We start from the raw sequence: 14,186 nt of genomic DNA, 5'->3' as shown, positions 1-14,186 counted from the left end.
CTCAACGTGCCCGCGTGCCCATGACGGCCGCGGAGATGATGAGGACGGCCGCGAGCGCGATCGTCCAGCTCAGCGGCCGCTGTGTCACAAGCATCAGCAATGCGGTCGAAGCCAGTGGCGTGATGTAGCTCAGGATGCCGATCTGGCGCGCATCGCCGCGCTTGAGCGCCATGTCCCAGAAGAAGAATGCCGCGCCGAGCGGGCCAAGCCCGCAGAGCGCGACCAGCAGCCAGTCGCGTGCGGAGAGGGCGACGGAAGGCTCCAGCAGCGCGTGGCAGACGAGCGAAAGCGCACCCGACACCAGCCCGAACAGGCCGATCGCCGTCGTCGAAAATGCGGCGACGCGCTGCGTCCACAGCGAATAGCTCGCCCAGATGAAGGCCGAGCCGAGCGCGGGCAGAAAGCCCCAGTAGCTTCCACCGCCTGAAGCCGCACCGCGCGCGCCGAGGATCGCGATTGCCGCGCCCGTGAATCCCAGCAGCGCGGCCACGATATGCAAGGCCCGCAGCGACATGCCCGGCAACAACACTGGCGCAAGCACCACCATGAAGAGCGGCCAGAGGTAGTTGACCAGGTTGGCTTCCACCGGCGGCGCAAGCCGCAGCGCGATGAAAAGCAGGAAGTGAAAGCCGAACAGCCCATAGACGCCCAGCGCCAGCGTGCGTGCCGGCACGGCCCAGACGCGCGGATTGCGCAGCACCAGCGGCCAGCTCATCGCGCTGCCGATCATCAGCGCGAGGCCGGTGAGCAGGAATGGCGGCAGGTGCGAGAGTGAAGTGCCCAGCGAAGCCAGGGTGGCCCAGAGGGCGATGGCGGCGAGGGCGTACAGGGTCGAGGACATGGCCGCCGAGCTTAAGCGCAGCGATCGTCGCGAAACGACGGCGCGTCGTCGCGCGACGACGGTTTTTGGGGGCTTCAGCCCGCGTTGGCCGAGCGCCGCATCGCCGCCGTCAGCGCCGAAGGCGATCGGTAGCCCGTGCGCCTAGCGGTCTCGGCAACACCGATGCCACGGTCGCGCAACTGACGCGCGTGAAGCAGGCGTTGCGCACGCAGCCAGTGCATGGCACTCATGCCTTGCTCGTCGCGGCAGCGTTGCGCGAACTGGCTGGGGCTCAGGCAGACGACGGCCGCGAGGTCCGCGACGCCGAGGGGGCGATGCCAGCGGCTTCGCGCCCAATCGGAGAGCCCTTGCCAGTCGATCGCGCGGCGACGGCCGTTCGGCAGCAGCGGACCCCACGCTTCGAGCAGCAAGGCGGGCGCCTGATGCAGCGCGGTCGGCGACGTCGTGGGCTCCGACACGCACAGGGCCAGGTAGCGCGCAAGCGCCAGAAGCTGCGGCGAGAGCGGTGTTCGGCCTGCGCACTGCGCCCACAGGTCCTGCGTGGTGTCGAGGACGAGGCAGTGGCTGCCGTTTCTCGATTCGAAGTCGTGCCGGTCGCCGGGCGTCACCACCCAGCCGTCGCCCGCGCCGACGCGGTGGCCGCGTCCTTCGACTTCCAGGTCCAGCACCCCATCGAGGCCGATCAGTACCTGGAAATGGTCGTGCGCATGGCTGCCGCGCGATGCGCCGTAGCGTCGCAGCGAAAGCCCATTGGAGGAAGGAAGTGCAGCGGCCATGGAAGTCGATTGATTCTCCATGCCTCGCGCGACCCTGTCACCCGAGCCGCAGCAGCAGGGCCGTCGCGCCGCACAGCAAGAGGAACGGAATGCTGATGCGATGGAACTCGCGCAGTCCGTTCGGCAGCTTGGCAAGGCGCAGTGCGATCAGGTTGGCCAGCGAGCCCAGCACGCAGCCGAATCCGCCGACGCTCACGCCCGCCGCCAGCGCGGGCAGGTCGTGCACGAAGCCGTCGAGCAGGATGGTCGCCGGCACGTTGCTGATGACCTGCGAAGTCACGATGGCCGCAAGGTACGCACGCCAGCCTTCGCGGATCGGCAAATCCGCGAACACCGCGGTCACCGCGGGCAGATCCGCGAGCTGGCGCAGGTCGATGAACATCAGCGCGATGATCAAGAGCAGCGTCCAGTCCACCCCGAGCAGCACGCGCGGGCGCAGCAGCAGGAAAGCGCCGAACACCAGAACGAGCCCCGGCACCATCCAGTGCCGGTCCAGCGCGATCACGAAGGCGACGAACAGAATGCCGGAAAGGGTCAGCAGGCGCGGCTCGACGGGCACTTCATCGCCCGAGGGCTTGAGCAGGATCGGTGCGCGCGGCACCAGGAAGCGGATCGCGACGAAGAGCCAGAACAGCATGACCGCGACGGTCGGCGCCATCATGGTCATGAAGCCGATGAAACTGTCGCCCGAGCGGTGCCAGAGGAAGAGGTTCTGCGGATTGCCGATCGGCGTCAGCGCCGACCCCGCGTTGACCGCGAGCGCCTGAAGCACCACCAGACGCCCGAGCGGCAGGTGGGCCTGCTCGGCCAGCACGCGCGTGAGCGGCACGAGCAGAAAGAGACTGACGTCATTGGTGACCAGCGCCGAAAGCAGCGCTGCGCTGGCGGTCAGCAGGTAGACGAGATGGCGAAGCTCGGTGGTGCGAGAAAGCAAGCGCGTCGCGAGCTTCTGCAGCATGCCGCTGCGCTCGACACCCTGCGTGATCGCAAGCAGGCCGGCCAGCGCGCCGATGGTCTGCCAGTCGACGAGCCGAACGTAGTCGACAGGCGCGCGCGGCCGCACGAAAGCGAAGACGGCCGCCGCCGCGAGCAGCACCCACAACAGGCCGTTGCCGCCGCCCTCCTTATGGGCGCCGGCTGTGCCTTCAGCGGATTTCGCGTTCACGCAATTCGCGCTTGAGCACCTTGCCGATCGCGCTGCGCGGAAGCTCGTCGATGAAGTTCAACCGCGCGAGGCGCTGCGTCTTGCCCAACTGCGCGTTGGTCCATTGCAGCACGGCGTCGGCATCCGTGGCGTCGCCTTCGCGCCGCACCACGAAGGCCACAGGCGTTTCGCCCCATTGTTCAGAGGGTACGCCGACCACCGCGACGTCCGCTACCGCCGGATGGCCGCGCACCACGGTTTCGAGATCGCTCGGGTAGATGTTGAAGCCGCCGCTGATGATCATGTCCTTCTTGCGATCGAACAGCGTAAGGAAGCCGTCCGCATCGAAGCGGCCAACGTCGCCAGTGCGGATGAAGCGCTTGCCAGTGGTGTCGAACCACTCGACCTCGCGTGTCTTCGCCGGCTGGCGGTGGTAGCCGACCATCATGCCGGCCGAGTGGCCGACGACCTCGCCGGCTTCTCCAACGGGGACTTCGCGGCCCGATTCGTCGATCAACCGGATGTCGCTGCCTTCTGCCGGCGTGCCGACGGTGTGCAGCTTGTCCGGGTGCAGATGCGCTTCGAGGATGCAGGTGCCGCCGCCTTCGGTCATTCCGTAGAACTCGATCAACCCGCCCGGCCAGCGCGCGAGCACGTCGGCCTTGAGTGCAGCGTTGAATGGCGCGCTGGTGCTGAACTTGAAGCGGAAGCTCGACAGGTCGTGCGCATCGAAATCGGGCCGTGCCATCAGCCGTTGGTACTGCACCGGCACCAGCATCGTGTGCGTGACGTGGAGGCGTTCGGCGAGCTTGAGATAAGCCGCGGCGTCGAACTTGGGCATGAGCACGACGCAGCCGCCGAAGGCGATGGTCGGGAAGAACACGACCAGCGTGGTGTTCGAGTAGAGCGGCGTCGACAGCAGCGTGACGGTCTCGGGGCCGTACTCGTACTTCGCGCCGCGACGCACATGGGCCCAGCGCATGCCGTGGCCCTGCACGATGCCCTTGGGCTCGCCAGTGGTGCCGGAGGAATAGATGATGTTGAAGGGCCAGGCGGGTTGCGGCTCGACGGATGCGGGTACGCTGCCTGCCGCCGCAAGCCACGCGTCGAAATCGCTCCCGGCCTTGGAGCCGTCAATGGCGATGCGTGGGACGGAAGGCGCTGCGGCCTCTCCGATGGTCTCTGCAGCCGCCGCGTCGACGAAGAGGATGCGCGCGCCAGCGTCCTCGATCATGCGCGCGAGGCTTGCAGGCGTGGAGCCCGGTGCGAGCGGTGCCACCGCGACCCCTGCGCGAAGCGCGCCCAGGAAGATGGCGGCGTAGTTCACGCTCGATGCCGCGCAGATGGCGATGGCATCGCCGGACTGCAGCCCATCGCGCTGAAGGCTGGCTGCGATGCGGTCCATCAACGCATCGAGCGCGCGGTAGCTCAGCGTGTGCTCGGCGTCTGCGAGCGCTGGGCGTTCCGGCGATTGCTGCGCATGGAGATGAACGAGTTCGGCGATCACGCCGAAATCCCGCTCGATGGCTCGTTCGAAGTCGCTCATTGTTCTTCTGCCTGGAATGTTCGCCCGTCTCCCGGGCGAGGGCGATCAGACGCCCGCCGCGTGCGCCTGCTGGTCCGCGTGGTAGCTGCTGCGCACCATCGCACCCACTGCAGCGTGGCTGAAGCCCATCTTGTAGGCCTCGTCCTCGAACATCTTGAAGGTGTCGGGATGCACGTAGCGGCGCACCGGCAGGTGGCTGTTGCTCGGCGCAAGGTACTGGCCGATGGTCAGCATGTCGATGTCGTGCGCGCGCATGTCGCGCATGACCTGCAGGATTTCTTCGTCGGTCTCACCGAGGCCGACCATGATGCCGCTCTTGGTCGGCACGTCAGGGTGCAGCGCCTTGAACTTCTTGAGCAGGTTCAGGCTGAACTGGTAGTCGCTGCCCGGGCGTGCTTCCTTGTACAGGCGCGGCGCGGTCTCCAGGTTGTGATTCATCACGTCCGGCGGCGCGGCCTTGAGGATCTCGAGCGCGCGGTCGTCGCGGCCGCGGAAGTCGGGCACCAGGATCTCGATCTGCGTTTGGGGCGACAACTCGCGGATGTTGCGGATGCAATCGACGAAGTGCTGGCTGCCGCCGTCGCGCAGATCGTCGCGGTCGACGCTCGTGATCACGACGTACTTGAGGCGCAGCTTCGCGATGGTCTTCGCGAGGTTGAGCGGCTCGTCCTTGTCGAGCGGGTCGGGCCGGCCATGGCCCACGTCGCAGAACGGGCAGCGGCGCGTGCACTTGTCGCCCATGATCATGAAGGTCGCGGTTCCGTTGCCGAAGCATTCGCCGATGTTCGGGCACGAGGCTTCTTCGCAGACCGTGTGCAGGTTGCTTTCACGCAGGATCTGCTTGATCTCGTAGAAGCGGGTGGTGGGCGAACCGGCCTTCACGCGGATCCACTCGGGCTTCTTGAGCACCTCGCCCTGGACCACCTTGACGGGGATCCGGGACAGCTTGGCTGCGGCCTTCTGCTTGGCCGAGGGGTTGTAGTCGGCGGCACTTTGGGCCTCTCGGACCACGGTGGGTTCAGCGTGCGGGGTGCTCATGCGTTCTCTCTGGCGGGCTCAAGGTGCGAGGTAGACGTTGAGCTTACTGCCCAGCACCTGCGCCGCTTCGTCCCAGGTTGTTCGGACGCCGATTGTAAAAAGGTCGACGGTTTTCAGCCCTGCATAGCCGCAAGGGTTGATGCGGTTGAAGGGTTCAAGGTCCATTGCCACGTTGAGGGCGACGCCGTGGTAAGTGCAGTGCCGGCTCACCTTGATGCCCAGTGCGGCGATCTTGCCAAGGCCCCGGAACGGGTCGTCCGGGTGTGTCGGGCCGGTGAGCGCGGCATGCGAGAAAGGATCGTCGAGGCGCACATAAATGCCGGGGGCGCCACTTATGCGGTGCCCGGTCACGCCGAAGTGGGCGAGGGTGCGGATCACCGATTCCTCAATCCGGTAGACGTATTCCTTGACGTAGTAACCGGCGCGGCGCAGGTCGATCAGCGGATAGGCCACCACCTGGCCGGGGCCGTGGTAGGTCACCTGCCCGCCGCGATTCGTTTGCACGACGGGGATTTCGCCGGGGTTCAGGACATGGTCAGCCTTGCCGGCCAGACCTTGCGTATAGACCGGCGGGTGTTCGCAGATCCAGAGCTGGTCGAGCGAATCCGCTGAGCGCTCCTCCGTCGCCTTCTGCATCGCCGCATAGGTCCCGGCGTAGTCGACGCGACCCAGCAGCGAGACTTGCAGGGCGCTCAGAGCACCACCTTGACCATCGGGTGACTGGAAAGCGCGCGATACAGATCGTCGAGCTGCTCGCGACTCGTTGCAGTGACGGTGATCGTCACGCCGAGGTAGTTTCCGGCCTTGCTGGGGCGCAGCTCCACGGTGCTGGCGTCGAAGGTCGGGTCGAAGCGCTCGGCGACCTGCGTGATCGCATGCACGAAGCCGTCGACCTTGGCGCCCATGACCTTGATCGGGAACTTCGAGGGGTACTCGATCAGCGAATCCTTGCGGGCATCCACCGGGGTGTCGGGCGTTTCGCCGGTGGGCGGGGTGGTGGGGGTGCTCATGCTGTGACTCCGATGTCCTGGGTGCTGCGCGCCTTCGCGTCTTCCTTGGCTTGCTGGTAGGCGGCAAAAAGGGTCTGGTAGATGGGGCCGGGTTGGCCGTTGCCGATCGTGAGGCCGTCGAGCGTCGCGACAGGCAGGACTTCCTTGCTGGCCGAAGACAGCAGAAGTTCGTCCGCGGCGAAGACCTCGTCGCGTCCAATGCGGCGCAAGGTGAAAGGAATGCCTGCTTCGGCGCATAGGCGCTCGATGAGGCCGTAGCGGATGCCGGCGAGCACCAGTTCATCTTTCGGCGGCCCGATCACCGCGCCCTGCTTGACGATCCACACGTTGCTCGATGACGCTTCGCTCAGCCAGTCGCCGCGAAACATGATGGTTTCCGCCGCGCCCGCCTCGACGCTGATCTGCCGCGCGAGCACTGCGCCCAGCAGGCTGGTGCTCTTGATGTGCGCCTTCTGCCAGCGGAAATCATGCGCGCTGACGCAAGCCACGCCCTTGGCGCGCACAGCGTCCGGAACGGGCTTCATCGGGTTCACCATCACGAAGACGGTCGGCTTCAATCCTTGCGGCATGGCATGTTCGCGAGGTGCGACGCCGCGTGTGACTTGTATGTAGAGGCCTTGCATGCCGGCGCGCGCGGAGGCCGGCGAGGCTTCAATGAGTTGAGCGGCGATGGCACGCCATTGCACAGCCGTCAGTGGATTGGCGATCTGCAGTTCGGCCAGCGAGCGATCCAGCCGCGCCATGTGTTCTTCGAAGCAGAAAAGATGCCCCTCATAGACCGGCACGACTTCGTAGACGCCATCTCCGAAGATGAAGCCTCGATCGAGCACGCTCACCTTCGCGTCGCGAAGCGGCGTATAGGTGCCGTCGAGGTAACAGAGTGAATCGGGAAGAGCGTCGATGATCGGGTGCATGGGGAATTATGGTGGGGGCGCATGAGAGCTTTCCAAGCGGCCCAATGCCGATTCGGCATCCGACGCAAGGACCAAATCCCGCCATGTGTCGCCAACTTGGTCGAAGCGCGTGGCTTTCTACCTATAATCAATGGCTTTGTAGAAATTCTGGGTCGTCATCCGGGCTTCATTCGACATGAAAACAATCGCCCGCGATGTCTCAAAGGGAATCCATGAGGACACTCCCGACCTGGACGGAGAATTCAAGCCGCTGACCGCCGAGGAGGCGCAGCGGCTTCGTGACAGGAAGCCGTTGGTCTCGCCGTGGCGCGTGATCGCGATTCAGGTTGCGGCGGGACTCCTGGTGGCATTGGCCGCCTGGGGGCTCACAGGGAGGCAAAATCTGGGATGGTCCGCCGGATACGGCGCGCTCGCGGTCGTTCTGCCCGCGGCGGTGTTCGCGCGGGGGCTGACCGGCAGGTTTGCTTCACTGAATCCGGGTACTGCGGTATTCGGATTCTTTTTGTGGGAAATGGTCAAGTTGGCCTTGACGATGGCGATGCTGATCGCCGCGCCAAGGCTCGTAATGGCGCTGAGCTGGCCAGCAATGCTGATCGGCTTGGTGGTGACAATGAAGGCGGCTTGGGTGGCTGTGATGCTGGCTCCCAAGCGCCCGAAACTTTGAGACGAGTAACGGATGGCTGCTGAAAACGCTGCGGAACATGGTCAAACCGCTGGTGAATACATCGTTCACCATTTGACGCATCTTCAGAGCTCCACGCCCAAAGGTGTGGCTGATCTGTCCGTTCTCAACTTCGACTCGCTTTTCTTCTCCATCGTGCTGGGCGTGGTGGCTTGCTGGCTCATGTGGCTCGCCGCCCGCAAGGCCACCTCGGGTGTGCCTGGCCGATTCCAGGCGGCGGTCGAAATCCTCGTCGAAATGGTCGACCAGCAAGCCAAGGGCATCGTCCACAACGCGCAAAGCCGCAAGTTCGTCGGCCCGCTCGCGCTGACGATCTTCATCTGGATCCTGATGCTGAACGCAATGGATCTGTTGCCCGTCGACCTGCTCCCGTACCTCTGGGGCCAGGCCTACACCGCCACCGGCGGCGATCCGCACCATGCGTACCTGCGCGTCGTCCCCACGGCCGACCTCTCGGTGGCCATGGGCTTCTCGGTTTCCGTGCTGCTGATCTGCCTGTACTACAACATCAAGATCAAGGGTCTGGGTGGCTGGGTGCACGAGCTCTTCACCGCGCCTTTTGGCAATCACTGGGCGCTGTACCCGTTCAACTTTGCCATGCAGATCATCGAGTTCGTGGCCAAGACCGTGTCGCATGGCATGCGGTTGTTCGGCAACATGTACGCCGGCGAACTGATCTTCCTGCTCATCGCGCTGATGGGTGGTGCCTGGACGCTCTCTGCCACCGGCATCCTCCTCGCGCTGGGTCACATCATTGCCGGCACCGCCTGGGCCATCTTCCACATCCTGATCATCACGCTGCAGGCGTTCGTGTTCATGATGCTGACCCTTGTCTACGTGGGTCAGGCACACGATCACCACTGATCGTCCGTTTCAGTTTCGTTTTTCTTTTCTCTTCAACCAAAGTCCTCTAGGAGTCATCATGGAAGTTATTAGCTTTGTCGCTCTGGCCGCTGGCCTGATCATCGGTCTGGGTGCTGTTGGCGCTTGTATCGGTATCGGCATCATGGGTAGCAAGTACCTCGAGTCGGCTGCGCGTCAACCTGAGCTGATGGGCGAACTGCAAACCAAGATGTTCCTGCTGGCTGGTCTGATCGACGCCGCGTTCATTATCGGTACCGGTATCGCGCTGTGGTTCGCAACCGCCAACCCGTTCCTCTCGCAAATCGCCAACCTGCCGAAGTAATCGGTCCTAGGCTTTCTCGTCGAACCCATGTCGTTCATCGCTGAATGACGTTGGATTCATTCCCAAAGAGAGGGTGAAAAGTGAGCATTACCGGTACCCTGATCATCCAGATGATCGTGTTCCTGATCCTGGTCGGGTTCACGATGAAGTATGTGTGGCCGCCTATCGCCAAGGCGCTGGACGATCGTGCCCAGAAAATCGCCGAAGGCCTGGCTGCTGCCGACAAGGCCAAGTCCGAACTGAGCGCCGCCAACAAGCGCGTCGAAGCTGAACTCGGCCAGGCTCGGAACGAGTCCGCCCAGCGTCTTGCAGATGCCGAACGTCGTGCGCAGGCCATCGTTGAAGAGGCCAAGGCTCGCGCCACGGAAGAAGGCAACAAGATCATCGCGGCTGCCCGTGTCGAAGCCGACCAGCAGGCCATGAAGGCGCGCGAAGCCCTGCGTGAGCAGGTCGCTGCGCTGGCCGTCAAGGGCGCCGAGCAGATTCTGCGCAAGGAAGTGAATCCGGCCGTCCACGCCGATTTGCTGTCCCGCCTGCAGACGGAACTCTGATCAAGCCATGGCAGAACTCGCCACCATTGCACGCCCCTACGCAGAAGCGCTCTTCAAGGCCTCCGCGTCGGATCTGAGCGGCGCGGCAGCCTGGCTCGAAAAGGTTGCGGCCATTGGCGCCAACCCCGAACTTCAGCAGTTTGCGGACAACCCGAAGGTCACGGCCGATCAAGTGATCGGCGTGGTTGGCGGTGCGTTCGGCGCGCCCCTGCCGCCTGCCGCGAACAACTTTCTGATGGCGCTGCTCGAGAACGGGCGTTTCCATGCGCTGCCGGAAATCGCGAAGCAGTTCCGGACCCTGGCGAACGCGCAGAGCGGTACGTCCGATGCCGTGGTGTACAGCGCCTTCCCCATCGATGCGACCGCGTTGGGCAACGTCGCCGCCACGCTCGAAAAGCGTTTCGGCCGCAAGCTGCAGGTCACCGTCCAGCAGGACCCGTCGCTGATCGGCGGCATCCGTGTGGTGGTCGGCGACGAAGTGCTCGACACCTCCGTCAAAGCGCGTCTTGAACAAATGAAAGTTGCGCTGGTGGCCTGAGGCCACCAGCCCCCTTAACGAAAGAAGGAAAGAGTCATGCAACTCAATCCCGCAGAAATTTCCGAACTGATCAAGAGCCGCATCGAAGGTCTCGGCGTCAGCGCGAACATCCGCAATGAAGGCACCGTGGTGTCGGTGACCGACGGCATCGTGCGCGTGCACGGCCTGTCGGACGCCATGCAGGGCGAAATGCTCGAGTTCCCGCCCACGGCCGATGGCACGCCGTCGTTCGGCCTCGCGCTGAACCTGGAGCGCGACTCCGTCGGCGCCGTGATCTTGGGCGAGTACGAGCACATCTCCGAAGGCGACACCGTCAAGTGCACGGGCCGCATTCTGGAAGTGCCGGTGGGTCCCGAGCTGATCGGCCGCGTGGTGAACGCACTGGGCCAGCCAATCGACGGCAAGGGTCCTGTCAACGCCAAGCTCACCGACGTGATCGAAAAGGTCGCGCCGGGCGTGATCGCACGTCAGTCGGTTGACCAGCCGATGCAGAGCGGCCTGAAGTCCATCGACTCGATGGTGCCGATCGGCCGTGGCCAGCGCGAACTGATCATCGGCGACCGTCAGACCGGCAAGACCGCCGTGGCGATCGACGCGATCATCAACCAGAAGGGTCAGAACATGACCTGCGTCTACGTCGCGATCGGCCAGAAGGCCTCGTCGATCAAGAACGTGGTCCGTGCTCTGGAACAAGCCGGCGCGATGGAATACACCATCGTCGTGGCAGCGTCCGCTTCTGAATCGGCCGCCATGCAGTACGTGTCTGCGTACTCGGGCTGCACGATGGGCGAATACTTCCGCGATCGCGGTCAAGATGCCCTGATCATTTATGACGACCTGTCCAAGCAGGCCGTGGCCTACCGTCAGGTGTCGTTGCTGCTGCGTCGTCCGCCCGGCCGCGAAGCCTACCCTGGCGACGTGTTCTACCTCCACAGCCGTCTGCTGGAGCGTGCTGCTCGCGTGAACGCCGACTACGTCGAAGCTTTCACCAAGGGTGAAGTCAAGGGCAAGACCGGTTCGCTGACCGCACTGCCGATCATCGAAACGCAAGCCGGCGACGTGTCCGCCTTCGTTCCGACCAACGTGATCTCGATCACGGACGGCCAGATCTTCCTGGAAACCAACCTGTTCAACGCCGGTATCCGCCCCGCCATCAACGCCGGTATCTCGGTGTCGCGCGTGGGTTCGTCGGCACAGACCAAGGTCATCAAGGGCCAGTCGGGCGGTATCCGTACCGACCTCGCCCAGTACCGTGAACTCGCAGCCTTCGCACAGTTCGCTTCCGACCTGGACGAAGCGACCCGCAAGCAGCTCGACCGCGGTGCCCGCGTGACCGAACTGCTGAAGCAGGCCCAGTACAGCCCGCTGCCCATCTCGCTGATGGGTGCCTCGCTGTTCGCGGTGAACAAGGGCTTCATGGACGATATCGACGTGAAGCAGGTTCTGCCGTTCGAGCATGGTCTGCATCAATTCCTGAAGGCGAGCCATGGCGCGCTGCTCGACAAGATCGAGCAGTCCAAGGCCCTCGACAAGGACGCCGAAGCCGAGCTGAACGCAGCCGTCACCGCGTTCAAGAAGTCGTTCGCCTGATCGACCGAGCAAGGAGCCCCAATGGCAGCTGGTAAGGAAATCCGCGGCAAGATCAAATCGGTGGAGAACACCAAGAAGATCACCAAGGCCATGGAAATGGTGGCCGCGTCGAAGATGCGCAAGGCGCAGGATCGCATGCGTGCCGCCCGCCCCTACAGCGAGAAGATCCGCAGCATCGCGGCCAACCTCGGCCAGGCGAACCCGGAGTACACCCACGCGTTCATGAAGACGCACGACGCGAAGGCGGCGAGCTTCATCGTCGTGACGACCGATAAGGGTCTGTGCGGCGGCATGAACACCAACGTGCTGCGTGCCGTGACGGCCAAGATGCGCGAGCTGCAGTCGGCCGCTACGGCCATCGAGGCTGTGGCGATCGGCAACAAGGGCCTGGGTTTCCTGAACCGCGTCGGCGCTCGTGTGGTGTCGCATGTCACCCAGCTGGGTGACACGCCTCACCTCGACAAGCTGATCGGTCCGGTCAAGGTGGCGCTCGACGCCTACGCCGAGGGCAAGCTCAGCGCGGTCTATCTCTGCTACACGAAGTTCATCAACACGATGCGCCAGGAATCGGTGGTGGAGCAACTGCTGCCGCTGCCGGCGGAGTCGCTGAAGGCCGAGAAGGACCAGCATTCCTGGGACTACATCTATGAGCCCGATGCGCAGAGCGTGATCGACGAACTGCTGGTGCGCTACGTCGAATCGCTGGTGTACCAGGCCGTCGCAGAGAACATGGCTTCCGAACAGTCGGCGCGCATGGTTGCCATGAAGGCAGCCACGGACAACGCTGGCAACGTGATCAACGAACTCAAGCTGGTCTACAACAAGACCCGCCAGGCAGGCATCACGAAGGAACTGTCCGAGATCGTTTCGGGCGCTGCGGCCGCCGCTGGCGTCTGAGCCAGCCAGGTGTCGGACGTCAACCAGATTTAAATTTTTATCGGAGCAGATGATGGCTCAAGAAAACGCAGTTCAAGGCAAGATCGTTCAATGTATTGGCGCCGTGGTCGACGTGGAGTTTCCGCGTGACAAGATGCCCAAGGTCTACGACGCCCTGAAGTACGAAGGCGGCGGCCTGACCCTCGAAGTGCAACAGCAACTCGGCGACGGCGTGGTCCGTACCATTGCACTCGGTTCGTCGGACGGTCTGCGCCGCGGCATCACCGTGGTCAACACCGGTGCGCCGATCACGGTGCCCGTCGGCAAGGCCACGCTGGGCCGCATCATGGACGTGCTGGGCAACCCGATCGACGAGCGTGGTCCCGTCGGCCAGGAACTCACCGCACCGATCCATCGCAAGGCACCGGCTTACGACGAGCTCTCTCCCTCGCAGGATCTGCTCGAAACCGGCATCAAGGTGATCGACCTCGTCTGCCCGTTCGCCAAGGGCGGCAAGGTGGGTCTGTTCGGTGGCGCCGGCGTGGGCAAGACCGTGAACATGATGGAACTCATCAACAACATCGCCAAGGCTCACTCGGGTCTGTCGGTGTTCGCCGGTGTGGGTGAGCGTACCCGCGAAGGCAACGACTTCTATCACGAAATGTCGGACGCCAAGGTGGTGGACCAGGAGAACCTGGCGAACTCCAAGGTGTCGATGGTCTACGGCCAGATGAACGAGCCGCCGGGCAACCGTCTGCGCGTGGCACTGACCGGCCTGACGATCGCCGAATCGTTCCGCGACGAAGGCCGTGACGTTCTTTTCTTCGTCGACAACATCTACCGCTATACGCTGGCCGGTACCGAAGTGTCCGCTCTGCTGGGCCGTATGCCTTCCGCCGTGGGCTACCAGCCGACGCTGGCTGAAGAAATGGGCCGCCTGCAGGAACGGATCACGTCGACCAAGGTCGGCTCGATCACCTCGATCCAGGCCGTGTACGTGCCGGCGGATGACTTGACCGACCCGTCGCCTGCAACGACCTTCGCCCACTTGGATTCGACCGTGGTGTTGTCGCGTGACATCGCTTCGCTCGGTATCTACCCCGCTGTGGACCCGCTCGACTCGACCTCGCGTCAGCTCGATCCGCACGTGGTCGGCGAAGAGCACTACGGCGTGGCCCGTGCGGTGCAAGGCACCCTGCAGCGCTACAAGGAACTGCGCGACATCATCGCGATTCTGGGCATGGACGAACTCGCGCCGGAAGACAAGCTGGCCGTGGCTCGCGCCCGGAAGATCCAGCGTTTCCTGTCGCAGCCTTTCCACGTCGCAGAAGTGTTCACGGGGTCGCCTGGCAAGTACGTGCCGCTGTCCGAGACCATCCGCGGCTTCAAGATGATCGTGAACGGCGAATGCGACCACCTGCCGGAACAGGCGTTCTACATGGTGGGCGGCATCGACGAAGCGTTCGAGAAGGCCAAGAAGGTCGCTTAAGGAAT

Annotated in this window: 16 protein-coding genes; 8 read left to right on the top strand and 8 right to left on the bottom strand. The window is 64.0% G+C overall.

Translation table 11 applies throughout. The annotated features are described in order from the left end of the window. Nucleotide 1 precedes the first annotated feature (1 nt). The 8 genes from FHW64_RS22640 to FHW64_RS22605 form a co-directional block, all read right to left on the bottom strand. Nucleotides 2–841 (bottom strand): DMT family transporter, encoded by an 840-nt coding sequence (locus FHW64_RS22640; RefSeq protein ID WP_184530357.1) that lies wholly within the window; start codon nt 839–841, stop codon nt 2–4. 74 nt (nt 842–915) lie between these two features. Beyond that, nucleotides 916–1,617, bottom strand: coding sequence for an AraC family transcriptional regulator (locus tag FHW64_RS22635; RefSeq protein WP_184530355.1), 702 nt, complete (start codon nt 1,615–1,617; stop codon nt 916–918). 37 nt (nt 1,618–1,654) lie between these two features. After that, nucleotides 1,655–2,782 (bottom strand): SLC13 family permease, encoded by a 1,128-nt coding sequence (locus FHW64_RS22630; protein WP_184530353.1) that lies wholly within the window; start codon nt 2,780–2,782, stop codon nt 1,655–1,657. Next, nucleotides 2,763–4,307, bottom strand: coding sequence for a class I adenylate-forming enzyme family protein (locus FHW64_RS22625; RefSeq protein WP_184530352.1), 1,545 nt, complete (start codon nt 4,305–4,307; stop codon nt 2,763–2,765). The genes FHW64_RS22630 and FHW64_RS22625 overlap by 20 nt, the downstream gene beginning before the upstream one ends. Nucleotides 4,308–4,352: 45 nt before the next feature. Further along, the gene (gene lipA, locus FHW64_RS22620) at nt 4,353–5,345 is read right to left on the bottom strand and encodes a lipoyl synthase (protein ID WP_184530350.1); all 993 of its coding nucleotides are present in this window, start codon (nt 5,343–5,345) and stop codon (nt 4,353–4,355) included. A gap of 18 nt (nt 5,346–5,363) precedes the next feature. Then, entirely contained in the window at nt 5,364–6,032 is a 669-nt protein-coding gene (lipB, locus tag FHW64_RS22615; protein ID WP_184530492.1) for a lipoyl(octanoyl) transferase LipB, read from the bottom strand. Between the two features lie 5 nt (nt 6,033–6,037). Then, complete coding sequence (locus tag FHW64_RS22610; RefSeq protein WP_184530348.1) at nt 6,038–6,355, bottom strand: YbeD family protein; 318 nt, start codon at nt 6,353–6,355, stop codon at nt 6,038–6,040. Beyond that, nucleotides 6,352–7,269, bottom strand: coding sequence for a D-amino acid aminotransferase (locus FHW64_RS22605; protein WP_184530346.1), 918 nt, complete (start codon nt 7,267–7,269; stop codon nt 6,352–6,354). The genes FHW64_RS22610 and FHW64_RS22605 overlap by 4 nt, the downstream gene beginning before the upstream one ends. A 175-nt stretch (nt 7,270–7,444) precedes the next feature. On the opposite strand from FHW64_RS22605, the gene FHW64_RS22600 reads away from it, so the two are divergent. The 8 genes from FHW64_RS22600 (at nt 7,445) to atpD (ending at nt 14,181) form a co-directional block, all read left to right on the top strand. Next, nucleotides 7,445–7,933 (top strand): ATP synthase subunit I, encoded by a 489-nt coding sequence (locus tag FHW64_RS22600; protein ID WP_184530344.1) that lies wholly within the window; start codon nt 7,445–7,447, stop codon nt 7,931–7,933. 12 nt (nt 7,934–7,945) lie between these two features. Then, nucleotides 7,946–8,815 (top strand): F0F1 ATP synthase subunit A, encoded by an 870-nt coding sequence (gene atpB / locus FHW64_RS22595; RefSeq protein WP_184530342.1) that lies wholly within the window; start codon nt 7,946–7,948, stop codon nt 8,813–8,815. 58 nt (nt 8,816–8,873) lie between these two features. Beyond that, nucleotides 8,874–9,137 carry a F0F1 ATP synthase subunit C gene (gene atpE / locus FHW64_RS22590; RefSeq protein ID WP_019657641.1) on the top strand — a complete coding sequence of 88 codons (264 nt, stop codon included), beginning with the start codon at nt 8,874–8,876 and terminating at the stop codon, nt 9,135–9,137. An 80-nt stretch (nt 9,138–9,217) separates the two neighbouring features. Further along, on the top strand, nt 9,218–9,688 hold the full coding sequence (locus tag FHW64_RS22585; RefSeq protein ID WP_184530340.1) for a F0F1 ATP synthase subunit B: 471 nt from the start codon (nt 9,218–9,220) through the stop codon (nt 9,686–9,688). A 7-nt stretch (nt 9,689–9,695) separates the two neighbouring features. Further along, nucleotides 9,696–10,226 (top strand): F0F1 ATP synthase subunit delta, encoded by a 531-nt coding sequence (locus tag FHW64_RS22580; RefSeq protein WP_184530337.1) that lies wholly within the window; start codon nt 9,696–9,698, stop codon nt 10,224–10,226. Nucleotides 10,227–10,262: 36 nt separating this feature from the next. Further along, complete coding sequence (gene atpA, locus FHW64_RS22575; protein ID WP_184530335.1) at nt 10,263–11,816, top strand: F0F1 ATP synthase subunit alpha; 1,554 nt, start codon at nt 10,263–10,265, stop codon at nt 11,814–11,816. Between the two features lie 21 nt (nt 11,817–11,837). Further along, the gene (gene atpG, locus FHW64_RS22570; RefSeq protein ID WP_184530333.1) at nt 11,838–12,713 is read left to right on the top strand and encodes a F0F1 ATP synthase subunit gamma; all 876 of its coding nucleotides are present in this window, start codon (nt 11,838–11,840) and stop codon (nt 12,711–12,713) included. 52 nt (nt 12,714–12,765) lie between these two features. After that, complete coding sequence (gene atpD / locus FHW64_RS22565) at nt 12,766–14,181, top strand: F0F1 ATP synthase subunit beta (RefSeq protein ID WP_184530331.1); 1,416 nt, start codon at nt 12,766–12,768, stop codon at nt 14,179–14,181. The last annotated feature ends 5 nt before the right edge of the window (nt 14,182–14,186 follow it).

This window comes from Variovorax sp. Sphag1AA, from assembly GCF_014192575.1.
Taxonomy (GTDB): Bacteria; Pseudomonadota; Gammaproteobacteria; order Burkholderiales; family Burkholderiaceae_C; genus Variovorax.
Note: the sequence above shows the minus strand (reverse complement) of the source record. Positions and strands in the feature narration are given on the sequence as shown.